Raw genomic sequence first — 24,038 nt, 5'->3', positions numbered from 1 at the left:
CCCGGCCCGATCCCGCAGCGGGCCGGGTGCGCGACGTCCGGAACCGGGCGTCGTACCAGCCGTTCGGAGGACGATCGCGTGGCGCGAGACGACCCGCCGTACAGCCGGTCCGGTCCGGGGCAGGATCCACCGGGCGGGCCGGGTGACGGCGCCGGGGGCGACGCGGTGCTGGCCGCGATCGCACACCGGCTGCGGGCCCGGTCCGAGCGCCAGCAGCTCCTGACCGAACGGCTGCGCAGCGGTGAGCTGCGCCCCGGCGCACTCGCCGACCTGGCGGAGCTGGCCGCCGCCGCCCGGCGCGGCGCCCGCGACGGTGACCACATCCTCGTCCTGGCCGGGTCCCCGCGCGGCCCCCGGCTCGCCGCGCCGCCCACCCCGCTCGGGCAGGCGCTGAACGCGGTGGTCGCGTCGAGCGAGGCCGCGTCGCGCACCGTCGTCCCGCCCACCCCCAGCATCGCGCTGGACGCCGCCGCCGAGACCGTCCTCGGCCAGATCCTCGCCGAGCTGCTCGCGCACGCCGCCGGATCGACGCCGCCGGGGGAGCGGCTCGAGCTGCACAGCCGCTGGGGCCCCGACGGCGGCCTGGTCGTCGAGCTGCAGTGCGCGCAGCCGCCGCGCCACCTCACCCCGATCGACGAGCTGGACCGGGCGCTGACCACGGCCACCCCGGGCGGCCCGGTCGCGCCGCAGGAGATCGGCCTGCACGTCGCCGCCCGGCTGGCCCGCACGATCGGCGCCCGGCTCGGCGTCCGCGGGCCCGCCGGGACCACCGGCGTGTCGCCGATCGCGGTCCTGCACCTGCCGTCGTCGGTGGTGCACGGCGGGCCGCAGGGCGAGCAGCCCGCGCCGCCGGAGCCGGCCCGCGAGCAGGAGGCCGGGCCGACCGCGGCACTGCACCACTCGCCGTCGGCGGCCGGTGAGGCGCCGTGGCCGCCGCAGCAGCAGGAGCCGCGTCCGGCCCCGGCCGAGGAGCAGGTGCCGAGCTGGCCGCCGCTCTCGGCCGCGAGCACGGCCCCCCGGCCCGGGGACCCGGCCGGGACCGATCCGGTCCGGTCCGGCCCGCCCGCCGTCGAGCACCGTGGTGGCCCGGAGGGTGATCTGCCGCGGCCCCCGTCCGGCGGTGACCTGCCGCAGCGCGGCGTGCCCGCGGCGGACCTGCCGCAGCGTGGCGTGCCGGCGGCGGGGGACCTGCCGCAGCGCGGGGCGCCGGGGCGGCCGCCCGGGATCGCCGCGGCCACCCCGTTCGGTGCCCCGGACCAGCGCAACGGGTCCGGTGCGCAGTGGCCGGTCCGGCAGCCCGCCGAGCAGGTGGACGCCCTGTCCCAGCAGAACGGGCCGTCGCAGCAGAACGCCCCGTTCCAGCAGAACGGGCCGTTGCCGCAGGGCGCGCTGTCCCAGCAGAGTGGTCCGGCCCCGCAGAACGCGCCGTCCCGGCCGGGCCCGCAGCCCGATCCGCAGGCCGAGGCCGCGCGCGCGGACGCCGCCCGCGCCGGTGTCGCCTTCGGCACGGTCCCGCCCCCTCCGCCCGGGCCGCCCCAGGGCGCACCGCCGCAGGGGCCCCCGCCGCAGGGCGGACCGCCACCCGCCGGGCCGCGCAACGGCGCCCGGCCGCCGGGCCCGGACGGCCCGGACGATCCACCCGTCACAGAGGCACTACCTCTCACCGCTGCGGAGGGCACCCCGCCGGTGGAGCTGTTCGGTCCGTTCGATTCGGAGGTTCCGGTGGCCGTGGACGACGTCGACGACACGCCGATCTTCGCGGCGGTCGCCTCGGCCTGGTTCCGGGAGCCCAGCGCACCCGCGGGAACCGACGGGCAGCCGGGCGGCTCCGCGACGTCGGGCAACTGGCGCACCCCCGGGGACACCGAGTTCGACGCCGCGCGCATCCGCGCCGACCGGGTGGTCGACCTCCCGACCACCGCCCAGGGGCTCCCGCAGCGGCTGCCCGGGCAGGCCATGGTGCCGCCGTCCTGGCGGGACACCCCGAACGGCGCCCAGCCGAGCGGATCGCGGGAGCGGCAGCCCGACCGCGTCCGGAGCCGGCTGGCGAGCTACCAGCGCGGCCTGCGGGAAGGGCGGCACCGCGCCGCCGAGGACCCGCCGCCGCCTGCGCCGCCGGTGAACGGTGCCGCGCTCAACGGGCACGGTGGTGGGCATCGCCTCAACGGCGACGGCGGGCGCAACGTCGGCTGATCCCCGGCCGCCTCCCGCCGGCTCGCGTCGGTGCGGGATCCGCGTGGCCCGGCCGGGGCTCGGCGCGGGCTGCCTGCGGGTTTGCGTGGGCGGCGGCGCCGCGGCGGGCGCGGAGGTCACCCCCCGGCCCACCCGGCCGGATCGTCCCAGGCCTGCAGGGTGCGGCGGCTGACGAAGCGCCGCCGCCGTCCGGTGAGCGGGTCGTCGAACTCCAGCGACCGGGAGAGCAGCTGCAGCGGGCGGGTGAAGTCGCCGTCGGTGCGCCGGCGCAGCTCGGGGTACACGTCGTCGCCGAGGATCGGCACGCCGAGCCCGGCGAGGTGCACCCGCAGCTGGTGGGTCCGCCCGGTGCGCGGGAATAGCCGGTACCGGGCGACGCCGTCGCGGTGCCCGTCGCGTTCGATGCGGGTCTCGGCGTTCGGCTCGCCCGGCTCGGTGACGGCCGCGAACACCCCGCGCCGCTTCACGATCCGGGAGACCACGGTGCGCGGCAGCTCCAGCGCGGGATCGTGCGGCGCGAGCGCCTCGTAGGTCTTGGTGACCCGGCCGGTGGCGAACAGGGTCTGGTAGGCGCCGCGCAGCTCGGGCCGCACCACCAGCAGGAGCACCCCGGCGGTGGCCCGGTCCAGCCGGTGCGCCGGGCTGAGCCCGGGCAGGCCCAGCTCGTGGCGCAGCCGCACCAGCACCGTCTGCCGGACGTGGCTGCCGCGCGGGATGGTCGCCAGGAAGTGCGGCTTGTCGACGACGACCAGGTCGTCGTCGGCGTGCAGCACCTCCAGCGGGAACGGCACCGGCGCCTCGTCGGGCACCTCGCGGTGCAGCCACAGCGTGGTCGACGGGGTGAACGGCGAGTCGGGGCGCAGCGGCCCGGCGGCGGTCACGATCTCCCCGGCGGCCAGTTTCGCGTCGATCGCCGCCGGATCGACGTGCGGCAGCCGCGCGACGAGGTGCGCGCGCATCGTCGGCCACGTCCCGGCGGGCGGGGTGCGCAGCCGCGCGGGATCGAGGCCGTCGCGGGCGGGCAGTGGCGACACCTCCCGCGCGGCGCGCCGCCGGCCGGAGCGGGATCTCACGGTTCCGGAGCCTACGTCGCGCCGCTGTGGTCTGCTCCCGGGGGAGCCCGGCGAGGCTTGCTCGCATCGTGGGGCGTACTTCATGATGTGGGTCGACTGTCGTTCGAGGAGGAACCGTGTCCGACGTGACCGCGGACGGACTGCCGCTGTCCGGTGTCCGCGTGCTGGAGCTGGGCAACTACATCGCGGCGCCGACCGCGGGCCGGCTGCTCGCCGACTTCGGCGCCGACGTGATCAAGGTCGAGCGCCCCCGGACCGGCGACGAGCTGCGGAACTGGCGGCTCTACGCCGGGGACACCTCGATGCTGTACCGGACGCTGAACCGCAGCAAGCGGTCGATCACCCTGGACCTGCGCAGCGACGCGGGCCGGCAGGCGGTGCTGGACCTGGCCGCCCGCTCCGACGTCGTCCTGGAGAACTTCCGGCCGGGCACGCTGGAGAAGTGGGGTCTCGGCCCGGCCGAGCTGGACGCCGTCAACCCGGACGTCGTGCTGGTCCGGATCTCCGCGTTCGGCCAGACCGGCCCGCTCGCCGCCCGGCCCGGGTTCGCCGCGGTCGCCGAGGCGATGGGCGGACTGCGCGCGCTGGTGGGGGAGGCGGACCGGCCGCCGTCGCGCACCGGGGTGTCGATCGGCGACTCGATCGCCGGCCTCTACGGCGCGTTCTCCGCGGTGATGGGGCTCTACCAGCGGGAGTCGAGCAGCGACCGGCCGCCGCTGAACCGGCGGTCGATGGACGTCGCGCTCAACGAGGCCGTCTTCTCGATGATGGAGTCGCTGGTGCCCGACCATCTCGCCTACGGCGTGCAGCGGCGCCGGGTCGGCGGCCGGATGGAGGGCATCGCCCCGTCCAACGCCTACGTCTGCGGCGACGGCGGCAGCGTCGTCATCGCCGGGAACAGCGACTCCATCTACGGCCGGTTCATGCGGGTGATCGGCCGGCCGGACCTCGCCGAGGCACCCGACCTGACGTCGAACGCCGGTCGCTGGGCGCGCCGTGACGAGCTGGACGGCGCGATCGAGACCTGGACCCGGTCGCTGCCGCGGGACCGGGTGCTGGCCGAGCTGGAGACCGCCGGGGTGCCCGCCGGGCCGATCTACTCGGCCGCCGACATCGTCGCCGACGAGCAGTTCAGGGCCCGGGACATGGTCCAGTACTTCGACGTCGACACCGGTGGCGAGGCTCCCGCCCGGGTCGGGTTCCCGGGCGTCGTCCCGGTGCTGGACGGCCGTTCGGTGCCGGTCCGCCACGTCGGGCCCGATCTGGGCGCCGACACCGAGGACGTGCTGGGCGGCCTGCTGGGCTACCCGGCGGAGACCATCCGGGCGGCCGCGGGGGAGGACTCGTGAGCGGGATCGTGCTGCGCGACGTGACCCTGCGCGACGGGTTGCAGCTCACCGGGAAGCCGCTGCCCACCGGGCGCAAGGTCGAGCTGGTCCGGGCGCTGCTCGCGGCGGGCGTGCCGGAGCTGGAGATCGGCTCGCTGGCCCGCGGCGACCTGGTGCCGCCGCTGGCCGACACGCTCGACGTGGTCGCCGCGCTCACCCCCGAGGAGCTCGACCGCTGCTGGGTGTGGGTCGCGACGCCCCGGCACGTGCAGAAGGCGCTCGCCGCCGGTGCCCGGAACGTCCAGTACTGCTTCTCGGTCTCCGACGCCCACAACAACGCCAACATCGGCCGGGACACCGAGGTGTCGCTGGCCGCCATGCCGGACGCCGTGCGGTTCGCGCTCGACGCCGGCGGCCGGATCCAGCTGTGCCTGGCGACCGCGTTCAGCTGCCCGTTCGACGGCCCGGTCGATCCGGACCGGGTCGCCGCGATCGTCGCCGACCCGCGGACCGCCGGCTCCTGCGACGTGATCGTCTGCGACACGCTCGGCCAGGCCGTGCCGTCCGAGGTGGGCGCGCTGGTGCAGCGGGTCGCCGGGCTCGCCGACGGCCGCCGGATCGGCTTCCACGGCCACGACACCTGGGGGCAGGGCGTGGCGAACGCGCTGGCCGCCGTCGGTTCCGGGGCGACGCTGCTCGACGGCGCCCTGGGCGGGCTGGGCGGCTGCCCGTTCGCGCCCGGGGCCAGTGGGAACACCGCCACCGAGGACCTGCTGTTCGCGCTGCGCCCGGACTGGCTGACGCCGGCGGTGCTGGCCGGGCTGGTCACCGAGGCCGAGGACCTGCTGGGTGAGCTGGGGGAGCCGAACCGCTCCCGGGCCGCGCAGGGGGTGCGGTCGCGGGCCGCCGCGTTCCCGTGGACGGCCGGGCCGCGGGACTGACCTGCGGGCTCGGGACGGGCCGGCCGGATGTGGCCCGGGCCGGGCGCAGGCGTGGATCCTGCTCAGCTGTTGCGTAGGAGCCAGGTCTGCAGGTCGGGTCGGTGGATCGTCAGACTGCACCTGTCTCTGACAGATTGTGGTAGGTCGTGGCTGCTAGCCTGTCCAGATGTCGGACCAGGTGCATGAGGGCGGATCATCCGAGGTGATCGTCAACCGGGATGGTCGAATCCTCATCCCGGCGCAGATCCGTCGGGATCTCCGGATGACCGCAGGATCGACGTTGTTGCTGTCGGTCGAGGACGGACGTGTCGTGCTGGAGACCCGAGAACAGCTCCTCGACCGGATGCGTCGTGAGATCGCCGAGTCCTGGACCGGTGACCCCGACACCTCGGTGGCCGACGAGCTGATCTCCGAGCGTCGCGTCGAGGCCGCCGGCGAGGACGCCCGATGAGTGGCACGGGTCCGGCGGTGTTGGATGCCTCCGCCGTGCTGGCGTGGCTGCGCGCCGAACCCGGCGCCGACGTCGTCGAGGGCCACGTCACCGGCGCCGTGCTGTCCGCGGTCAACCTCGCCGAGGTCCACCAGAAACTCGCCCAGCACGGCGTCCACGCCGACCGGGCGGTGACCCGGCTGCGCACCCTCGGGATCCGCATCGAACCTCTCGACGCCGCCGACGCCACCGCGGCGGCGAAGCTGTGGCCGGCCACCCACACTGCCGTGCTGTCCCTGGGCGACCGCTGCTGCCTGGCCCTGGCCGCCCGCCTCGAGGGCCCGGCGATCACCGCCGACCGGGCATGGACCCGGCTCGACCTCGACGTCGAGGTCATCGCCATCCGCTAGAACCGTGCCCTCGGCCGGCGCGCCGACTGCTGCAGCGACCAGCCGAAACTCAACCGGGCGGGCGGCCGCCGAGCGTGCGGGTCAGCCGCTCGGCGGCGCCGACCAGCAGATCGACGTGCTGCTCGCAGCGCTCCCGGGTGAGCCGGATCGTCGGGCCGCTCACCGTCAGCGCGGCCGCGACCGCACCCGCCTGGTCGAACACCGGCGCGGCCAGGCCGGAGCCGCCGTCGTCGCGCTCGGCGGTGGTGATGGCGAACCCGTCCCGGCGGGTCCCGGCGAGCAGCGCCCGCAGCGCCCCCGGATCGGTCACGGTGTGGTCGGTGATCGTCTCCAGCGGCCCGGCGAGCACCCGCCCGGCGAGCGCGTCGTCCCAGGCCAGCAGCACCCGGCCGGCCGAACCGGTGTGCAGCGGGGCGATCTTGCCGACGTGCATCTCGCGGCGCAGCGCGTGCCGGGTCTCGGCCATCGCGACGCAGACCCGCAGCCCGCGCTCGGTGCGGAACAGGGTGGCCGTCTCACCGGTGGTGTCGCGCAGCTCGCGCAGCACCGGGACGGCCAGCTCCAGCAGATCGGCGCCACGGGCGGCGGCACCCGCCCAGTAGGCCATCCGCACCCCGATCCGGACCCGGTCGCCGACCCGGTCCAGCATCCCGGCGGCGACCATGTTGGACACCAGCCGCTGCACGGTCGAGGTCGGCAGCCCGGTCGCCTGCTGGATCTCGCCCAGGCTGAGCACCGGGGCCTGCAGGGTGAACGCGTCCAGGATGTCGGTGATCTTGCCGAGGACCAGCAGCGGGGTGCGCCCGGCCGGCTCGGAGCTCATCCGCGCTCCAGGAACCGCTCGGCCGCCGCGCGGTAGCGCTCCCAGGCGTCCGGGGCCGGCTCCGGCTCGTACCGGGCGGGCTCCCCGGCGGCGGTCCAGACCGGTGGCGTGGGGCCGCCGCGCAGCGCCCAGGCGGCCTGCCGGGCGGCGCCGTCGGCGACGTACTCGCCGGGCTCGGGCACCCGGACCGGCACCTCGAACACCTGCGCGGCGATCCGGCAGACCGCCTCGGACCGGGCGGCCCCGCCGACCAGGGTCACCCCGGTCACCGACACGCCCTGCGCGCGCAGCGCCTCCAGGCCGACCCGCTGGGCGAACAGCATGCCCTCGACGGCGGCCCGGGCCAGGTTCTCCCGGGTGCCGGAGGCGAGCGTCCAGCCGTGCAGCGCACCGGTCGCGTCGGGCAGGTTCGGCGTCCGCTCGCCCTCCAGGTACGGGACGACGACCAGCCCGCCCGCACCCGGCTCGGCGGCCAGTGCGAGCCTGCCCAGCTCGTCGTGGTCGACGCCGAGCAGCCTGCGGGTCGCGTCCAGCACCCGGGAGGCGTTCAGGGTGGCGATCAGCGGCAGGTAGGCGCCGGTCGCGTCGGAGAAGCCGGCCACGATGCCGGACGGGTCCTGGGCGCGCCGCGCGGACCGGGCGAACACGGTGCCCGACGTGCCGAGCGAGACGACGACGTCGTCGCCGGCGTCGACCCCCAGCCCGGCGGCCGCGTTGTCGCCCGCCCCGGCCCCGACGACGATCCCGCCGGGCCCCTCCACCGACTCCGCCGGGCCCAGCACCCTGGGCAGCACCGGCGTCCGGCCGAATCCGTGTTCCAGCAGGTCGGGCCGGTAGTCGCGGCCGTCGAAGTAGCCGGTGCCGGACGCGTCGGACCGGTCGGTGACCAGCTCGTCCAGCCCGGGTGCGCCGCGCAGCCGCCAGGTGAGCCAGTCGTGCGGCAGGCACACCGCCGCGGTGGCGGCCGCGTGCTCCGGCTCGGCACCGGCCAGCCAGCGCAGCTTCGCCAGCGTGATCGACGCGACCGGCACCACCCCGGTCGCGCCGGCCCAGCCCTCGGCGCCGATCTCCTCGACCAGCGCGGCCGCGGCCGCGGCGGAGCGGGTGTCGTTCCACAGCAGCGCGTCCCGCACGACCCCGCCGGAGCCGTCCAGGCAGACCATGCCGTGCTGCTGGCCCGCGACGGCGAGCGCGGACACCCCGTCCAGGCCGCCCGCGTCGTCGACGGCGGTCTGCAGCGCGTCCCACCACGCCTGCGGCGCGACCTCGGTGCCGTCCGGATGGGCGGCCCGGCCGGACCGGACCAGCTCGCCGGAGTCGGCGTCACGGACGACGACCTTGCAGGACTGGGTGGACGAGTCCACCCCGAGCACCAGAGCCATGCGCACACCCTGCCATCGCGGGCCACCGGCGCGGCGGGCAGCGCGCAACCGGGTCCCGGTGCCAGGCTGGACCGATGAGCGACGAGCAATGGTTCTACTGCCTCCGGCACAACACGGTGGAGCCGCTGGAGGGCTGCCGCGCCGCCGACCGGCTCGGCCCCTACCCGGACCGGGCGACCGCGGCGCGCGCGCTGGAGATCGCCCGCGAGCGGACCGAGGAGGAGGACCGCCGCGACGAGCGGTGGAACGCCGCCGAGGACGACGACGACCGGTAGCCGCCGGCCGGTCAGCCGCGCGGGCGCAGCGTGACCGGGATCCCACCGACCGGCACCGGCAGCGAGGTGTTGTCCCAGCGCAGCCGGTGGTCGGTGGCGACGGTCCAGCGGAAGCGCTGCAGCATCTCGTGCAGGATCGCGGTGACCTCGAGCGTGCCGAAGTGCAGGCCGATGCACTTGTGCACGCCGCCGCCGAACGGGATCCAGGCGTCCCGGTCGCTGCGGTCCTCGCGCCGGTCCGGGCCGAACCGGTCCGGATCGAAGGTCTCCGGGTCGCTCCAGCAGGAGCGGTCGTAGTGGTTGACCGCCTGCGCGACGACGACCCGGGTCCCGGCCGGCACGTGGTGCCCGGCGACGGCGGTGTCGGTGACCGCGGTCCGCATGACGACCGGCACCGGCGCGTCCATCCGCAGCGCCTCGCGGATCACCAGGTCGATGTCGGTGAGCGAGCGCAGGTCGGCGACGGTGGGCACCGCGTCGCCGATCCGGGCGGCCAGCGCGTCGGACTGGGCGCGGCAGCGGTCCTGCCAGTACGGGTTGCGGGCGAGATGGAAGGCGGCCGAGGCGGCCGTCGTCGTCGAGGTGTCGTGCGCCGCCATCATCAGGAAGATCATGTGGTTGACGACGTCGTCGTCGGTGAACCGCTCGCCGTCGTCGGCCCGCGCGTGGCACAGCGCGGAGAACAGGTCGTCGCCGCCGCCCGCCCGCTTGGCCTCCAGGTTGGACCGGAACCAGTCCTCCAGCAGCGCCCGCCCGCGCAGCCCGCGCCGCCACCGGGTGCCCGGCAGGTCCCGGCGGACGAACGAGTTCGCCGCGCGCACGCAGTCCACGAACGCCGTGTTGACGGCCTCGGCCTCCGGCCCGGACCGGCCGTCCATGAAGACCTTCTGCGCGACGTCGAGGGTGAGCCGCTTGAGCGCCGGGTAGAGCCGCAGCTCGGCGGGCCAGGTCGCCATGACCTCCCGCAGCACCGGGGTGGTGGTGGCGACGTAGCCCTCGATCCGGTCCGCGGTGAACGCCTCCTGCATGATCCGCCGGTGCGCGCGGTGCTCGTCGAAGTCGAGCAGCATCAGCCCGCGGTGGAAGAACGCGCCGACGGTCGCCCGCCACCCCTCCTGGGAGAACGCCTTGTCCCGGTTGGTCAGCACCTCGCGGCTCGCGGCCGGCCCGGTCACCACGATCGCCCGGCCGGCCGGGCTGCGCATCCACCAGACCGGCCCGAGCGCCTCGGTGCGGGCCCGGGTGAAGCGGTGCCCGAACCGCACGTAGGCGAGCGCGTGGCCGAGCAGCGGCGCCCCGGCGTCACCGGGGACCTCGCGCAGTCCCGCCGGGACCGGGCCGAACGGCGCCGGCCGGCGGCCGGTCGCCGCGGCGAGCAGGGCGCCGTCGACCCGCTCCGGCGCCGGCAGGGCGAGCACCGACGACCACCGTTCACGGGCGTGCTGGACCAGGCTCACGGGCGTGCCTCCTCGCTGCGACCACCGGACACCGGACGTTAGACAGTTCTCGGATAACTGTCCACTCGATTGACGGAAACCGGCGCACGGTCCAGGATCGGCGCGTGGAGCGGCGGACGATGGCCCGGCGGGCGCGCGACGACCTGCGCGCCGAGGTGCTCGACGTCGCCGAGCAGCTCGCCGTCGCCGGGGACCGCCCGTCGATGCCGGAGCTGGCCCGCCGGGTCGGGGTGAGCAGGCAGACCCTCTACAGCGAGTTCGGCGACCGCGACGGGCTGGCCGCGGCGCTCGTGCTGCGCGCGACCGGCCGGTTCCTCGACCGGATCGAGACCGCGCTCGACGGCGAATCCGACCTGCACGCGGCCTGGGTCGCCGCGGTGCACGCCGCGCTCACCGAGGCGGCGCGCAATCCGCTGGTCACGGCGCTGCTGACCGGCGAGGCCGCGGTGCCGTCGGCGTTCGGGAGCGGCTCGGGCCCGATCGTCGACGCGGCCACCGACCGGGCGGCCGGCTTCCTGCGCCGCGTCCGGCCCGATCTGCCCGACGCCGACGTCCGGCTCGCCGCGGCCACCGCGTCCCGGCTGGTGGTCAGCCATCTGGTGCTGCCCGGCGGGACGCCGGACCGGGTCGCCGGGGACGTCGCCACCGTGGTGCTGCGGATCCTCGGCGCGGAGCAGCGCGGCTGACCGGCAGCCCGGGCCCGGAGCGGTCGCTCAGGCCCGGACCGGCTGCTCGCGGGCGCAGAGCCGGGCCAGCAGGGCCGCCGGGCGGTCCGGCCCGGCGGAACCGGACCAGGCGACGTGCATGTCCGGCCGGACCAGCACCAGCGGCCGGCTGTAGCTGCGTGCCGCCTCGGCGGGCAGCGTGACGACGGTGAGCGGCACCCCCAGCTCGGCCGCCGCGTCCACCAGCCCGTGCCCGGCCGGGGCGTCGGGGCCGATCCGCAGCAGGGTGAGGTCCGGGCCGAGCCGGTCGAACACCACGCCGCCGTCGGCCAGCCGGTGGTGCGGCAGCCGGGCGCCCGGTTCGACGCCGGGCAGGTAGGACCCCATCGCGCCGGGGGCCGTGCGGCCGGTCCCGTCGGCCCCGGTGCTCGCGGTGGTTCCGGTGTTCCGGGTGGGATCGCCGGCCGCGGCCGCCGGGCCGCCGGTGTCGGTGTCGGTGCCGGGGTGGTCGTCGTCGGCGATCCCGGGGGAGCCGGTGTAGCGGGTGCCGAGCTGGATCCCGGTGCTGTACCACTGCTGCCGGTCGATCTCCTGCAACCGGGCGCCGGTCCGGGCGCGCAGCGCCGCCCCGGCCGGGGTGTCCGTGCGCAGCACGGGATCGGCCAGCGCGTCCTCGATGTAGTTCCCGATCGACGCCGCCGCCCGCGAGGTCGCGGTGCCGACCGAACGGCGTTCCAGGTCGTAGTGGTCGAGCAGGGCGGGGGAGCCCCAGCCGTGGTGCAGGGCGGCCAACCGCCAGCCGAGCCCGATCGCGTCGGCGATCCCGGCGTTCATCCCGAACCCGCCCAGGTTGACCCAGATGTGCGCGGCGTCGCCGGCCAGCAGCATCCGGCCGGTCCGGAAGGTGTCGGCGATCAGCCGGCGCGGGGTCCAGCGGACCACGCCGAGCACCTCGTGCTCGACGTCGCGGCCGATCGCCTCCCGCAGGGCGAGCTCCGGATCGGCGGTGTCGAGGTCCTGGCCGTCCGGGACGCGGGCGTGGCACACGTACTCCGACCGGCCGTCGAGCTGCATGAACGCGCCGCGGTGGTGCTCGCCGTGCCACCAGTACCACCAGCCGGGACGGGGGCCGGGCATGGTCAGCTCGGTGGACCGGAAGTGGATCGACATCCGCCGGTCGCCGACCCGCGGATCGCCCTCGAACCGGGCGCCCATCGCCCGGCGCACGGTGCTCGCGCCGCCGTCGCAGCCGATCACGTACGCACCGGTCCGCACGACCGGCTCGCCGGTCGTCGTGTCGGTGCCGTGCACGGTGACGCCGTCGGCGTCCTGGGTGCAGCCGGTCACCCGGATGCCGCGCTGCACCCGGACGCTCGGCAGCCGGGCCAGCTCGTCGGCCAGGATCGGCTCCAGGTAGATCTGCGAGATGCGGTGCTGCAGCTCCGGCGTCGGCCAGTCCGCGGCCTCCGGCGCGGTGCCGGCGAACACCTCGTCCGACGACGAGAACCGGAACCGGGTGAGCTCGTGGCCGTGGATGCTCGTCGTGTACACGGCGTCGGTCGGGTGGTCGCCGGGCAGCCCGGCCCGGCGGATCCGGTCGGCGATGCCGAGCCGCCGGAAGTACTCCATCGAGCGCGCGTTGGTGGTGTTGCACCGGGGGTTCCCGGTGGTGTGCAGGCTCTGCTCCAGGACGACGACCGGGACGCCCCGGGAGCCCAGATCCAGCGCCAGGGTCATGCCGACCGGCCCGGCGCCGACCACCACGACCGGGGAACCTGCGTGATCGCTCATGCTCCGGACGGTAGGAGCGCGTCGGCGACAGTTCAAAGACGATTGTCCTGACCCGGCGATAGCTTTCTGGCTATCTCCTCGGTCAGCTGCCGCTGGACCGGGGTGAGCCGCCGGTCCCGCCGGCGGACCAGGGTGACCGGATGGCGCAGCCGCACCCCGCGCAGCCGGATCTCGCGCAGCACGCCGGCCGCGAGATCGGCCGCGACGACGGCGCGGGACAGCAGCGCGACACCCAGCCCGCCGGCCACGGCGTGCTTGATCGCCTCGGCGCTGCCCAGCTCCATCCCGATCGGCCGCCCGGCCAGCCCGGCCAGCCGCAGCTCGGCGTCCTGCAGCCGGCGGACGGCGACGTTCGGCGGCGGGCAGACCGCCGGGATCCCGCCGAGCGCGGCGACCGGCAGCTCGTCGGGCAGGTCGCTGTCCGGCGCCGCGACCAGCACGAACTCGTCCTCGCCGACCTGCTCGCCCTCGAACAGCGCCGGATCGACCGGCTGGTCGGTGACGAGCACCGCGAAGTCGCACTCGCCGGTCTCGGTGCGCCGCAGCGCCGACTCCGGATCGGACACGAGCAGGGTGACCCGGGCGTCCGGCCGGGACCGGCCGAAGGCGGTCAGCACCGGAGGCAGGTGGAAGCTGCCGACCGTCATGCTGGCGGCCACGGTGACGGTGCCGCCGCGGCCGGCCGCCAGGTCACCCAGGTCGCGCTCCAGCGCGGAGCGACGGCTGAGCACCTCCTGCGCCCAGGCGTGCACGTGCCGGCCGGCCTCGGTCAGCACCAGCCGGTGGCCGCGCCGGGTGAGCAGCTCCAGGCCGACCCGCTGCTGCAGCAGCTTGAGGTGCGCGCTCACGACGGGCTGGCTGACGAACAGCCGGTCCGCCGCGGCGTGCACCCCGCCCAGCTCCACCACCAGGCAGAGGATCTCCAGCTTCTGCAGCGAGATCCGCGGGTCGATCGTCACCCGCCCGGACGGATCCGGCACCGCGGACTCCTCGCGCACGCCCACCTCCCGGCTGTCCGGCCGTCATGCCAGCACCTGCCGGGCCGGGGCGCAAGCCGTCCGGCCCGTCCTCACGCGGGCTGCCGGCCGGTCGCGCCGCCCGCCGGGTCGCGGGTGTCGTCGTCGGCCGGGCCGGCACCGGCGGGCACCGGGAACCGGGGCATCGTCAGGAAGATCGCGGCGGCGGCGACGAGCAGCGCGACCGAGGTGAACAGGGACAGCGTGTAGGTGCCGGTCAGGTCCCGCAGGGTGGAGATCAGCAGCGGACTGGACCCGATGCCCAGCAGGAAGAACCCGTAGAACACGCCGATCATCCGGCCGTAGAGCCGCATGCCGAAGTACCGGGCGGTCAGGTAGCTCATGAAGTCGATCTCGGCGCCGAGCGCCAGCCCGACCCCGATCGCGGTGAGCGGGGCGAACGCCGGTCCGCCGACCGCGAGCGCGAGGAACCCGGCCGCGGCCACGACGACGACGCCCGCGGCCACCCGGGGCGCGAAGATGCGGTCCACCAGGTACCCGGCGCCGAGCCGGCCGACGATGACGGCGATGCCGACCAGCGAGGCGACCGAGGCGGCGCTGCCGGCGTCGACGCCGTTGTCGCGCAGCAGCGGCACCAGGTGCACGGCCATCCCGCCGACCGCCAGCGACACGACCAGGAACGACGTCGCCACCTGCCAGAACAGCCTGCTGCGCACCAGCGACCCGATCGGCAGCCGGTCGCCGGTCGCCGGGGTGGCGCCGGCCCGGGCCGCGGCGTCCCGGCCGGGCACCAGGAGCAGCACGACGACGGTCGCGACCAGCACCGCGATCGCGAGCACCCGGTAGCCCCACCGCCAGTCGTCGGCGATCAGCGTGCCGAGGGTCAGCGGTACCAGGAAGGCGAGGAACCCGTTCGCGCCCAGCGCGATGCCCAGCGCCAGCCCGCGCGCCCGGTCGAACCGTTCGTTGACGGTGCGGGTGAAGCTGACCGGTGTCGACGTCGCCGACATCAGGTAGATCAGCGTCCAGAGCAGCAGGAAGCCGGTGAAGGTCGGCCCGATCTCGGCGAGCGCGAAGTACCCGGCGGCCAGCGCGAGCAGCCCGAGCACGCCGGGCAGCCGGGCGCCGAACCGGTCGACCAGCGACCCGACGAACGGCAGCACCACGATGTGCACCAGGTAGCCGAACAGCGGCACCGACGACAGCGCCGTCCGGGACCAGCCGAACTCGGCCTCCAGGCTCGGGATGAACAGGCCGTTGGTGTAGAAGGTGAACCCACCGATCCCGAACCCGATGCCGATCGTCGCTCCGATCAGCGCCGGCCAGCTCCGTCGGAACTCGCCGGCTGCGGTGGCCGGTCCCGGCCCGTACGACGTCGTACCCACCAGTGCACCCCTGATTCCCGGCGGCACCGGGAGTGCCGGATTCGCCGCGCATGACCGTCTCGGTGACGGAAGGGACGCTAGGGCGGGCCGGGTGAGAGGTCCAAGACGAATTCCGCCGATCGGCGATAGCTCTGCGGCTATCGTCCTCGGCCGGGACGGATCAGCCGACGATCACGACGTGCAGGGTGCGCGGCCCGTGCACGCCCTCGACCCGGTCCAGCTCGATGTCGCTGGTCGCGCTCGGCCCGCTGATCCAGGTGTGCGGCCGGACCGGGTCCAGCCCGGCGACCGCCTCCGGCACCCCCGCGACGACCTGGTCGGCCCGGACCACGCAGACGTGCAGGTCCGGGACCAGGGTCGCGGCCCGCCTGCCCTGACCGGGGCCGTGGTCCAGGATGATCGTGCCGGTCTCGGCGATGCCGACCGCGGCCGTCGACAGCACGCCGTCGCAGCGGTCCAGCTCGGACACCGCGACGTCCGGGCCGTCCACGACCACCTCGATCCCGTCCGGCACCAGCTCCGGCGGGAAACCCGCCGGCACCAGGACCCGCAGCGGCCCGCTCCCGGCGAGCGGCTCCCGGCCGGCCAGCGCACCGGCGACCGCCCCGGCCGCCGACGCCGCCGACGCCCGCTCCACCACGGCCCGGTAGTCCGCGACCCGCTCGTCGAACAGGTCCACCACCTGCTCGTGCGTCAGGTCCCGGGCCGGGGCGGGCCGGACCACCGGGACGTCGAGCACCGGCTCGACGTCCGGCACGTCGGACAGGGCCCGGCGGGCCCTGCCCAGGATCGCCTCGCGCGCGCTCACGACCGGCCTCCCTCGGCGTCGCCGTCGGTGGGTGTGGCGGTGGGTGTGTCGGTGGTCCGGCTACGACCGCCGTCGGTGTCGGTGGTCCGGCTACGACCGCCGTCGGTGTCGGTGGTCCGGCTACGACCGCCGTCGGTGTCGGTGGTCCGGCTACGACCGCCGTCGGTGTCGGTGGTCCGGCTACGACCGCCGTCCGTCCGCTCCCACCAGGTCCGGAAGGACTCCCCGGCCGGCACCGGCACGTCCCGCGAGTCCGACCAGGCACCCGCCGGGCCGGGCACCGCGCCCAGCACCGTCCGCCCGCCCGGGTCGTGCCGCACCATCCGTGCCACGAGCCGGCCACCGAGCCCGGCGGCCTTCTCGGCCCGCTCGGTGCGCGCCGCCGACGACAGCGTCCAGGACGCCGCCTTCATCGCGACGTCCTGCAGCGACGGCAGCCGGGACGTCCGCCGGTGCTCGGCGACCACCTCGCCGCGCAGGTGCACCAGCACCTCCGGGATGTCGATCCGCACCGGGCACACCTCGAAGCAGGCCCCGCACAGGCTGGACGCGTAGGGCAGCGAGTCGGTCTGCGGGTCCGAGCCGACGCCGCGCAGCTGCGGGGTGAGGATCGCGCCGATCGGGCCCGGGTACACCGAGCCGTAGGCGTGCCCACCGGTGCGCTCGTAGACCGGGCAGACGTTCAGGCAGGCCGAGCAGCGGATGCAGCGCAGCGCCTGCCGCCCGGTCGGGTCGGCGAGGACGTCGGTGCGGCCGTTGTCCAGCAGCACCACGTGCACCTCCTGCGGCCCGTCGCCGGGGGTGACGCCGGTCCAGGTGGAGGTGTAGGGGTTCATCCGCTCGCCGGTGGAGCTGCGCGGCAGCAGCTGGAGCATCACGTCCAGGTCGGCGAACGTCGGCAGCACCTTCTCGATGCCGACCACCGACACCAGCACCTCGGGCAGCGTCAGGCACATCCGGCCGTTGCCCTCGGACTCGACGACGGTCAGCGTCCCCGTCTCGGCGACCGCGAAGTTCGCCCCGGACACCGCGACCTTCGCCCGCAGGAACTTCTCCCGCAGGTGCGCCCGGGCCGCCGCGGCGAGCTGCTTCGGCTCGTCGGTCAGGTCGTCCGGCGCGGCCCGCCCGGCCCGGCCCATCTCGCGCAGGAAGATCTCCCGGATCTCTGCCCGGTTGCGGTGGATCGCGGGCACCAGGATGTGGCTGGGCAGGTCGTCGCCGAGCTGCACGATCAGCTCGGCGAGATCGGTCTCCCAGGCGTGGATGCCCGCGGCCTCCAGCGCCTCGTTGAGCTCGATCTCCTGGGTCGCCATCGACTTGACCTTGACGACCTCGTCGGTGCCGTGCCGCTGCGCGATCCCGACGACGATCGCGTTCGCCTCCGCCGCGTCGCGCGCCCAGTGCACGGTGGCGCCGGCCGCGGTCAGCGACCGCTCCAGCTGCTCCAGGTAGTCGGGCAGGTGCCGCAGCACCCGCTCCTTGATCGCCGCGCCGGCCAGCCGCAGCTGCTCCCACTCGTCGACCTCGCCGACCACACCGGCCCGCTTGGTGCGGATCGTGCCGGTGGCGTGCGCGAGGTTGCGGCGCAGCTGCGAGTCGCCCAGTGCGGTGCGGGCCGCCGCCGGGAACGCCGGGGTGCCGAGGAAGGTGCCGCTCACGCCGTCACCCCCGCGCTGCCGACCGAGCGCCGGTCCGCCGCCCGGCCGGCGTCGGAGATCACCGGCTCGGTCTGCGCGAGCACCTCGGCGAGGTGCATCACCCGGAGCCCGGAGCGCTGCCGGGACAGCAGCCCGCCGACGTGCATCAGGCAGGAGTTGTCCCCGGCCACCAGCACCTCGGCGCCGGTCTCCCGGACGTGCCGGGCCTTGTCGTTGCCCATCGCGATCGACGTCTCGGCGTTCTTCACCGCGAACGTCCCGCCGAAGCCGCAGCACTCCGCGGCGCCGGGCAGATCGAGCAGGGTGAGGCCGCGGACGGCGCCGAGCAGCCGGGTCGGCCGGTCACCGACGCCGAGCATCCGCAACGAATGACACGTCGGGTGGTAGGTGACCCGGTGCGGGAAGTACGCGCCGACGTCGACCGTGCCGAGCACGTCGATGAGGTACTCGGACAGCTCGTAGACCGGCGGGGCGTCCCCGACGGCGCGGACCAGCCCCGGATCGCCGGAACGCTCGGCGACCAGCCCGTGCTGGTGGCGGACCGAACCGGCGCAGGAGCCGGACGGCGCGATCACCGCGTCGTACCCGGCGAACGCGTCGAGGTGGTTGCGCACCAGCGGGACGGCCTCGTCGAAGTAGCCGGTGTTCACCATCGGCTGGCCGCAGCAGGTCTGCGCGGCGGGGAAACCGACGTCGACCCCTAGCCTGCGCAGCAGGGTGACGACGGCCTTGCCGGTGTCCGGGAACAGGGTGTCGTTCAGGCACGTGACCATCAGGCCGACGCGTGGCATGGCGCCTCCGTGGAAGTGGTGGGCGGAGGTATGTGTGGTCGGACCAAGGTAGCGATATGGTCGGACCACACACAAGTTCGGGGGACGACGTGACCGACACCCGCAGGGCGCGCCCGGCCACCTACGAGATGGTGCTGGAGCACGTCGTGGGCCGCCTGACGACGGGGGAGTGGCGCCCCGGCGACCGGCTCCCGCCGGAGCGCGAGCTGGCGGCGCAGCTCGGTGCGAGCCGGCAGGCGGTGCGCGAGGCGCTGCGGGTGCTGCAGGCCCAGGGCGTGATCCGCTCCCAGGTGGGGACGGGCGCGGACTCGGGCACGGTGGTCGTCCCGGCCCCGGCGCGCGCACTCGGGCGGGTGCTGGCGCTGCACCTGGCCGTCGACTCCTTCCCGGTGGACGACGTGACCGAGGCCCGGGTGATGCTGGAGCGGTTCTCCGCCGAGCTGGCCGCCCGCCGCCGCTCCGCCGCCGACCTGCTGACGATGGCCGCCGCGCTGGACGAGATGGACGCCGATCTCGGGCCCGAGGAGTTCAGCGACGCCGACATCGCCTTCCACGTCGCCATCGCGGGCGCCGCCGGGAACCGGCTGGTCAACGAGCTGACGGTGGCGATCCGGGAGTCGGTGCGCGGGTTCCTGCTCGGGGCGATGCGGGAGCAGGGGGACTGGCCGGCGCTGCGGGACCGGCTGCGTGCCGAGCACCGGGAGATCCACGCCGCACTGTCCGGTGCGGACGGGGTGGTCGCGGCGGACCTGATCGAGGCGCACATCCGCGCGTTCCACGGGCGGTTGGGTGGGTGAGTTGGCGCTGCCGGTTGGGTGGGTGAGTTGGCGCTGCCGGTTGGGTGGGTGAGTTGGCGCTGCCGGTTGGGTGGGTGAGTTGGCGCTGCCGGTTGGGTGGGTGAGTTGGCGCTGCCGGTCGGGTGGGTGGGTCGGCGCTGCCGGTCGGGTGGGTGGGTCGGCACCGCGGTCGGGCGGGGAGTCGGCGTGAGCGGCTGGTGGGTGCGGCGCTGCGGGCCGGGTGGGTGCGCCGCGACCGCGACCGCGGTTGGTCGGGTCGGCGGTGCTGGTGACGGCCGGTCCGGGCCGCGCGCGCTAGGCTCCCGCCCCGCGGATCGAGGGGGAGCTCCATGTCGCAGGACGCGGTCGTCGCGGTGTCGGCCCGGAACCGGCGCGCCCTCGCCGATCTGGTCGAGTCGCTCGACGCGGACCAGCTCGCAGCCCCGAGTCTCTGCGCGGGCTGGGACGTGCGGACGGTCGCCGGGCACGTCGCCTCGGTGCTGACGATGTCGCTGCCCGGGCTGCTGCTCGCGATGGTCCGGGCCCGCGGCGACGTCGACCGGGCCATCGACCAGGCGGCCCGGCGGGTGGCGGAGCGCCCGGTGCCGGAGATCGTCGCGACCCTGCGGGACCGGGCCGACAGCCGGTTCTCCCCGCCCGGCACCGGCCCGCGCGGCCCGATGACCGACTCGCTCGTGCACACCGCCGACATCGCGGTGCCGCTCGGGATCCTGTACGACCCGGATCCGGCGGACGTGCGGCTCGGGCTCGACCACGTCGTCGGGCGGGCGCCGACCGGGTTCACCACCCGGCGCAGGCTGGCGGGCCTGCGCTTCGTCGCCGACGACGCGGGGTTCGCGCACGGCGAGGGCGCCGAGATCCGTGGCCGCGGCATCGACCTGCTCGTCGCGGCCTGCGGCCGGCCCGCCGTGCTGGATCGCCTGGCCGGACCCGGTGTCGAGGTCCTGGGTGAGCGGATCGGCTGAGCCGCCGGCCGGATCCGCACGGGTTCGCTGCGTTCGCACGGGATCCGATCCCGTGCGAACGCAGCGAACCCGTGCGAAGGGCGGGGCCGGGGCGGGGCCGGGCGGGTGGTCAGAGTCCGGCCAGCCGTGCCACGTGTTCCAGCCGGTCGACCGCGGCCCGGTGCAGATGGTCCCCGGTCGCCGGATCGGCCTGCCCGGCGTGCGCGCGGGCGTGCGTCCCCTCGATGACGATGGCCAGTTTGAACCCGGCGAGCACGGTGTACCAGTCGATCGCGGACAGGTCCCGGTCGGAGCCGCGGGCGTAGGTCTCGACCAGCTCGGCGGGCTCCGGGAGGCCGCCGAGCTCGGCGAGCGCGGCGCCGGCGAGCGGGCCGGGGCGGTCCGGCCAGGTGACGAGCAGCCAGCCGAGGTCGAGCAGCGGATCGCCGACCGTGCACATCTCCCAGTCGACGATCGCGGCGACCCGCGGCTCGACCGGATCGAGCAGCACGTTGTTGAGGTGGTAGTCGCCGTGCACCAGGCCGGGCCGGGACTGCTCGGGGCGGTGCGCCCGCAGCCAGGCGGCGAGCTCGTCGATGTGCGGGAGCCGGTGCCCGGGGTAGCCGGGGACCCCGTCGTAGGACGCGAGATGGTCCAGCCAGCGCTGCACCTGCCGTTCCAGGAACCCGGCCGGCCGGCCGAGGTCGCCGAGCCCGATCGCCTCGTGGTCGACCGCGGCGAGCCGGGCCAGCGCGGTCGCGGTGTCCAGTGCCGCGGCCCGGCGGGCGCTCGGGCCGGTGCGGTAGAGCGAGCCGACGGACGCGCCGGGATTGTCGCCGTCGACGGCGTCCATCAGGTAGAACACGACGCCGAGGACGTCGGTGTCGGTGCAGCCGGCGACGAAACCCGGGTGCGGCACGCCGGTGCCGGCCAGCGCGGACAGCACCCGGATCTCCCGGGCCATGGTGGCGTTGCTGCCGGGCCGCGGATGCTCGGGCGGGCGGCGCAGCACCAGGTCCCGGTCGCCCCAGGTCAGCCGGAGCACGACGTTCTGGGTGCCGCCGCCGACCGGCCGGACGTCGGAGATCGGACCGGTCAGCCCGGTACGGTCGCCCCAGCGGGCCAGTGCGGTGAGATCGACGGTATCGGCGAGGGACACCGGGTGACGTTACGGCCGGTCCGCCCGGCTGTCGCGGGGGCGCGGCCGTCCGGTTTGGCGGAGTCGACAACGCGGCGGCCGGCCGGGGGGTGACAGCGCCCACCCCGGCGACCAGGGTGCCGCCATGACCAGCGTGCGCGAGACCTCCGCCGGTACCGGTCCGGCCTTCGGGCTCTGGTACGACTTCCGCAATCCGGTCCCGGACCGGCCCTTCGGCTCGTTCTACGCCGAGGTGCTCGACCAGATCTCCTGGGCCGAGCAGAAGGGCCTGGACTCGGTGTGGCTGACCGAGCACCACTTCTGCGACGACGGCTACAGCCCGTCGCCGTTCGTGCTCGCGTCGGCGATCGCGCAGCGCACGTCGCGGATGCGGATCGGGACCAACCTGATCGTCTCCCCGCTGCACGACCCGGTGCGGCTCGCCGAGGACTCGGCGACGCTGTCGCTGCTGTCCGGCGGCCGGTTCGATCTCGGCGTCGGGCAGGGCTACTGGGTCCGCGAGTTCGAGGCGTTCGGCCGGAAGGTCACCCAGCGGCCGAGCCTGCTCGAGGAGGGCGTGGAGGTGATCCGGCAGGCGTGGTCCGGCTCCGCGGCCGGTTACCAGGGCCGCCGCTACCGGTTGCCGCCGCTGCCGGTCACCCCGGTCCCGGAGACGCCGCCGCAGCTGCTGGTCGGGGCGATGGCCGACGTGGCGATCGAGCGGGCCGCCCGGATCGGCGACGGCTTCCTGTCCACCCAGAACGCGCACCACCGCAGCTACCTCGACGCCCTGGAGCGGCTCGGCCGCCCGGTCGCCGACGCCCGGATCTACGCCGGCCAGTGGGCGATCGTCGCCGAGGACCCGGAGCGGGTGTGGTCCCGGATCGGGCAGCACGCGCTCTACCAGCTCAACGAGTACATCTCCTGGGGCGCGTTCGGCCCGCCGGACGAGGTGCCGCGGTTCACCGATCCGGCGCAGATCGTCGAGGCGGGCGCCTACCAGCTGATGGACGCCGAGATGGCGGTGACCCACTTCAGCGGGCTGCTCGCCGCGACACCGCAGATCCGGGACGTGCACTTCTGGGCGATGCTCCCCGGCGAGCCGGTGGACAGCGGCTCCGAGCGGATCGCCTACCTGGCCGACAAGGTCGTCCCGGCGGTCCGCGAACGGCTGCGGGCCTGATCCCCGGCCCGCACCGGACGACGGACGGCGGCGGCCGCACACGCAGCTCGACGCACACGACGAGAAGGAGTGATCGACGATGGCGTTCCTCGAGGTGGAGGACGGCAAGCGGGTGTTCTACGAGCACCACGCCGGGACCGGGCGGCCGGTGGTGCTGGTGCACGGCTGGGCCGCGAACGCGCGCTGCTGGGACACGACGCTGTCCGCGCTGCTCGCCGCCGGGCACTCGGTCACCACGATCGAGCACCGCGCCTGCGGCCGGTCGGACGCCGACTTCGCGGACGCCTCGATCGGCGCGATCGCCGGTGACGTGGTCGCGCTCGTCGAGCACCTCGGGCTGCGCGAGCCGGTGCTGAACGGCTGGTCGCTCGGCGGCGCCGTGGTCGTCGAGGCGGCCCGCCGGCTCGGGTCGAACCTGGGCGGCCTGGTGCTGACCGGCGGGGCGACGCCGCGCTACACCTCCGCCGACGGCTGGCCGTACGGCGGCACCCCGGACGACGTCGAGGGCGTACTCGCCGGGCTCGCCGCGGACCGGCCCGGCACCTTCCGCGCCGTCGCCGAGGCGGTCTGCGCGAAACCGGTCGGGGAGCCCGTCGTGCAGTCGATCTGGCTGGCCTTCCTGGAGTCCGGCCCGCGGTGCGGCGACACCCTGCGCGATCTCGCGCACATCGACCAGCGGGAGATCCTGCCGACGCTGGACGTCCCGGTCCTGCTGCTGGCCGGCCGGGAGGACGGCTTCGTGTCGTTCGACGCGGTCGCCGCCTCCCGCACGCTGTTCCCGGACGCACGGCTGGTCGAGTTCGGCGGTGTCGGGCACGCGCCGTTCCTGGAGGACGGCGAGACCTACCGGACCGAGCTCCTGGGGTTCCTGGCCCGGTCGGGGAGCTGAGGGTGGGGCGGACCTGGGTGGTGACCGGCGGCTCCCGCGGGATCGGCCGCGCCGTCGTCGACCGGGCGCTCGCCGAGGGGGACACCGTGCACGTGCTGGCCCGGTCGGTGGACCGGGACGGCTGGCCGCCCGCGGTCCGGGACCGGGTGCTCCCGGTGCCGGCCGACATCGGTGACGCGGACTCGGTGCGGCGCGCGCTGGACGCCGTCGAGCGGGCCGCCGGCTCGGTCGACGTGCTGGTCCAGTCGGCCGGCGTGCACCGCGGCGGCCGGCTCGAACGGCTCGGCGACGACGCCTGGGACGAGGTGCTGACCACCAACCTGACCGGCGCGTTCCGGGTCGCGCGGGCGGCCCGGCCGCTGCTCGGCGAGGGCTCGTCGATCGTCAACATCGGGGCCGTCGTCGGGTTGCGGGGCTACCCGGGGGACGCCGCGTACGGCTCGGCGAAGGCCGGCCTGGCCGGCCTCACCCGGACCCTGGCGATGGAGCTCGCACCGGACGGCGTCCGGGTCAACCTGGTGGTGCCGGGCTTCGTCGACACTGAGATGACGGCCGGGCTCTCGGCGGGCTCGCGGGCCGCCGTGGTGGACGGGATCCCGCTGGGCCGCCCCGGCCGGGCCGGGGAGATCGCGGACGTGGTGTGGATGGTGGCCGGGGCGACCTACATGACCGGTTCGACGGTCGCGGTCGACGGCGGGCT

General features: G+C 75.7%; 23 protein-coding genes. 12 read left to right on the top strand and 11 right to left on the bottom strand.

Annotation, left to right across the window (positions count from 1 at the left end):
- Positions 1-78 precede the first annotated feature (78 nt).
- The gene (locus tag ABD160_RS21885; RefSeq protein WP_344025412.1) at positions 79-2,193 is read left to right on the top strand and encodes a hypothetical protein; all 2,115 of its coding nucleotides are present in this window, start codon (positions 79-81) and stop codon (positions 2,191-2,193) included.
- A gap of 116 nt (positions 2,194-2,309) precedes the next feature.
- Here ABD160_RS21885 and ABD160_RS21880 read toward each other — a convergent pair whose 3' ends face one another.
- On the bottom strand, positions 2,310-3,266 hold the full coding sequence (locus ABD160_RS21880) for a pseudouridine synthase (protein ID WP_344025410.1): 957 nt from the start codon (positions 3,264-3,266) through the stop codon (positions 2,310-2,312).
- Positions 3,267-3,382: 116 nt separating this feature from the next.
- Between ABD160_RS21880 and ABD160_RS21875 the strand changes: the two genes are divergently transcribed.
- The 4 genes from ABD160_RS21875 (at position 3,383) to ABD160_RS21860 (ending at position 6,375) form a co-directional block, all read left to right on the top strand.
- Positions 3,383-4,615, top strand: a complete 1,233-nt coding sequence (locus ABD160_RS21875; RefSeq protein WP_344025408.1) for a CaiB/BaiF CoA transferase family protein — start codon at positions 3,383-3,385, stop codon at positions 4,613-4,615.
- Entirely contained in the window at positions 4,612-5,535 is a 924-nt protein-coding gene (locus ABD160_RS21870) for a beta/alpha barrel domain-containing protein (RefSeq protein ID WP_344025406.1), read from the top strand. Before ABD160_RS21875 ends, ABD160_RS21870 begins: the two co-directional genes overlap by 4 nt.
- Positions 5,536-5,701: 166 nt before the next feature.
- Entirely contained in the window at positions 5,702-5,986 is a 285-nt protein-coding gene (locus ABD160_RS21865; protein ID WP_344025404.1) for an AbrB/MazE/SpoVT family DNA-binding domain-containing protein, read from the top strand.
- Positions 5,983-6,375 carry a type II toxin-antitoxin system VapC family toxin gene (locus ABD160_RS21860; RefSeq protein ID WP_344025402.1) on the top strand — a complete coding sequence of 131 codons (393 nt, stop codon included), beginning with the start codon at positions 5,983-5,985 and terminating at the stop codon, positions 6,373-6,375. Before ABD160_RS21865 ends, ABD160_RS21860 begins: the two co-directional genes overlap by 4 nt.
- 49 nt (positions 6,376-6,424) lie before the next feature.
- Here ABD160_RS21860 and ABD160_RS21855 read toward each other — a convergent pair whose 3' ends face one another.
- Both ABD160_RS21855 and ABD160_RS21850 read right to left on the bottom strand, forming a co-directional pair.
- Positions 6,425-7,198, bottom strand: coding sequence for an IclR family transcriptional regulator (locus ABD160_RS21855; RefSeq protein WP_344025401.1), 774 nt, complete (start codon positions 7,196-7,198; stop codon positions 6,425-6,427).
- Positions 7,195-8,580 (bottom strand): xylulokinase, encoded by a 1,386-nt coding sequence (locus ABD160_RS21850; RefSeq protein WP_344025400.1) that lies wholly within the window; start codon positions 8,578-8,580, stop codon positions 7,195-7,197. Before ABD160_RS21850 ends, ABD160_RS21855 begins: the two co-directional genes overlap by 4 nt.
- 74 nt (positions 8,581-8,654) lie before the next feature.
- Here ABD160_RS21850 and ABD160_RS21845 point away from each other — a divergent pair, with 74 nt between their 5' ends.
- Entirely contained in the window at positions 8,655-8,855 is a 201-nt protein-coding gene (locus tag ABD160_RS21845; RefSeq protein WP_344025398.1) for a hypothetical protein, read from the top strand.
- An 11-nt stretch (positions 8,856-8,866) separates the two neighbouring features.
- Here the strand turns inward: ABD160_RS21845 and ABD160_RS21840 are convergent, their stop codons facing one another.
- Positions 8,867-10,312: a cytochrome P450 gene (locus ABD160_RS21840; protein WP_344025396.1), complete on the bottom strand. Its 1,446-nt coding sequence runs from the start codon at positions 10,310-10,312 to the stop codon at positions 8,867-8,869.
- A gap of 104 nt (positions 10,313-10,416) precedes the next feature.
- Between ABD160_RS21840 and ABD160_RS21835 the strand changes: the two genes are divergently transcribed.
- Entirely contained in the window at positions 10,417-10,998 is a 582-nt protein-coding gene (locus ABD160_RS21835) for a TetR/AcrR family transcriptional regulator (protein ID WP_344025394.1), read from the top strand.
- A 27-nt stretch (positions 10,999-11,025) separates the two neighbouring features.
- Here ABD160_RS21835 and ABD160_RS21830 read toward each other — a convergent pair whose 3' ends face one another.
- The 6 genes from ABD160_RS21830 to ABD160_RS21805 form a co-directional block, all read right to left on the bottom strand.
- A complete protein-coding gene (locus ABD160_RS21830) occupies positions 11,026-12,768 on the bottom strand; it encodes an FAD-dependent monooxygenase (protein ID WP_344025392.1) in 1,743 nt (580 codons plus the stop codon).
- A gap of 32 nt (positions 12,769-12,800) precedes the next feature.
- Complete coding sequence (locus ABD160_RS21825; protein WP_344025390.1) at positions 12,801-13,766, bottom strand: LysR family transcriptional regulator; 966 nt, start codon at positions 13,764-13,766, stop codon at positions 12,801-12,803.
- Positions 13,767-13,837: 71 nt separating this feature from the next.
- Positions 13,838-15,130, bottom strand: coding sequence for an MFS transporter (locus tag ABD160_RS21820; protein ID WP_344025387.1), 1,293 nt, complete (start codon positions 15,128-15,130; stop codon positions 13,838-13,840).
- Positions 15,131-15,290: 160 nt separating this feature from the next.
- The gene (locus ABD160_RS21815) at positions 15,291-15,938 is read right to left on the bottom strand and encodes a LutC/YkgG family protein (RefSeq protein WP_344025385.1); all 648 of its coding nucleotides are present in this window, start codon (positions 15,936-15,938) and stop codon (positions 15,291-15,293) included.
- Complete coding sequence (locus ABD160_RS21810; protein ID WP_344025383.1) at positions 15,935-17,596, bottom strand: lactate utilization protein B; 1,662 nt, start codon at positions 17,594-17,596, stop codon at positions 15,935-15,937. Before ABD160_RS21810 ends, ABD160_RS21815 begins: the two co-directional genes overlap by 4 nt.
- Positions 17,593-18,387, bottom strand: a complete 795-nt coding sequence (locus ABD160_RS21805) for a (Fe-S)-binding protein (RefSeq protein ID WP_344025381.1) — start codon at positions 18,385-18,387, stop codon at positions 17,593-17,595. Before ABD160_RS21805 ends, ABD160_RS21810 begins: the two co-directional genes overlap by 4 nt.
- Positions 18,388-18,476: 89 nt before the next feature.
- Between ABD160_RS21805 and ABD160_RS21800 the strand changes: the two genes are divergently transcribed.
- Together ABD160_RS21800 and ABD160_RS21795 are read left to right on the top strand one after the other, a co-directional pair.
- Positions 18,477-19,184 carry a FadR/GntR family transcriptional regulator gene (locus ABD160_RS21800; RefSeq protein ID WP_344025379.1) on the top strand — a complete coding sequence of 236 codons (708 nt, stop codon included), beginning with the start codon at positions 18,477-18,479 and terminating at the stop codon, positions 19,182-19,184.
- Between the two features lie 329 nt (positions 19,185-19,513).
- Positions 19,514-20,149 (top strand): maleylpyruvate isomerase family mycothiol-dependent enzyme, encoded by a 636-nt coding sequence (locus ABD160_RS21795; RefSeq protein ID WP_344025377.1) that lies wholly within the window; start codon positions 19,514-19,516, stop codon positions 20,147-20,149.
- Positions 20,150-20,258: 109 nt separating this feature from the next.
- Here ABD160_RS21795 and ABD160_RS21790 read toward each other — a convergent pair whose 3' ends face one another.
- Complete coding sequence (locus tag ABD160_RS21790; protein WP_344025375.1) at positions 20,259-21,287, bottom strand: phosphotransferase family protein; 1,029 nt, start codon at positions 21,285-21,287, stop codon at positions 20,259-20,261.
- A 124-nt stretch (positions 21,288-21,411) separates the two neighbouring features.
- On the opposite strand from ABD160_RS21790, the gene ABD160_RS21785 reads away from it, so the two are divergent.
- The 3 genes from ABD160_RS21785 to ABD160_RS21775 all read left to right on the top strand — a co-directional run.
- Positions 21,412-22,449 carry an LLM class flavin-dependent oxidoreductase gene (locus tag ABD160_RS21785; protein ID WP_344025373.1) on the top strand — a complete coding sequence of 346 codons (1,038 nt, stop codon included), beginning with the start codon at positions 21,412-21,414 and terminating at the stop codon, positions 22,447-22,449.
- A 79-nt stretch (positions 22,450-22,528) separates the two neighbouring features.
- On the top strand, positions 22,529-23,338 hold the full coding sequence (locus ABD160_RS21780) for an alpha/beta fold hydrolase (protein ID WP_344025371.1): 810 nt from the start codon (positions 22,529-22,531) through the stop codon (positions 23,336-23,338).
- Between the two features lie 2 nt (positions 23,339-23,340).
- A partial coding sequence (locus tag ABD160_RS21775) for an SDR family NAD(P)-dependent oxidoreductase (protein ID WP_344025369.1) occupies positions 23,341-24,038 on the top strand: 698 nt, incomplete at its 3' end.

This window comes from Pseudonocardia kongjuensis (genome assembly GCF_039526905.1).
GTDB lineage: Bacteria > Actinomycetota > Actinomycetes > Mycobacteriales > Pseudonocardiaceae > Pseudonocardia > Pseudonocardia kongjuensis.
This window is presented reverse-complemented; position numbering and strand designations above follow the sequence as displayed.

Excerpts from the sequence above, each read along its gene's own strand:
- ABD160_RS21830 (WP_344025392.1), bottom strand. The coding sequence starts at position 12,768 with ATGAGCGATCACGCAGGTTCCCCGGTCGTGGTGGTCGGCGCCGGGCCG.
- ABD160_RS21780 (WP_344025371.1), top strand. The coding sequence starts at position 22,529 with ATGGCGTTCCTCGAGGTGGAGGACGGCAAGCGGGTGTTCTACGAGCAC.
- ABD160_RS21795 (WP_344025377.1), top strand. The coding sequence starts at position 19,514 with ATGTCGCAGGACGCGGTCGTCGCGGTGTCGGCCCGGAACCGGCGCGCC.
- ABD160_RS21855 (WP_344025401.1), bottom strand. The coding sequence starts at position 7,198 with ATGAGCTCCGAGCCGGCCGGGCGCACCCCGCTGCTGGTCCTCGGCAAG.
- ABD160_RS21865 (WP_344025404.1), top strand. The coding sequence starts at position 5,702 with ATGTCGGACCAGGTGCATGAGGGCGGATCATCCGAGGTGATCGTCAAC.
- ABD160_RS21785 (WP_344025373.1), top strand. The coding sequence starts at position 21,412 with ATGACCAGCGTGCGCGAGACCTCCGCCGGTACCGGTCCGGCCTTCGGG.
- ABD160_RS21850 (WP_344025400.1), bottom strand. The coding sequence starts at position 8,580 with ATGGCTCTGGTGCTCGGGGTGGACTCGTCCACCCAGTCCTGCAAGGTC.
- ABD160_RS21845 (WP_344025398.1), top strand. The coding sequence starts at position 8,655 with ATGAGCGACGAGCAATGGTTCTACTGCCTCCGGCACAACACGGTGGAG.
- ABD160_RS21805 (WP_344025381.1), bottom strand. The coding sequence starts at position 18,387 with ATGCCACGCGTCGGCCTGATGGTCACGTGCCTGAACGACACCCTGTTC.
- ABD160_RS21860 (WP_344025402.1), top strand. The coding sequence starts at position 5,983 with ATGAGTGGCACGGGTCCGGCGGTGTTGGATGCCTCCGCCGTGCTGGCG.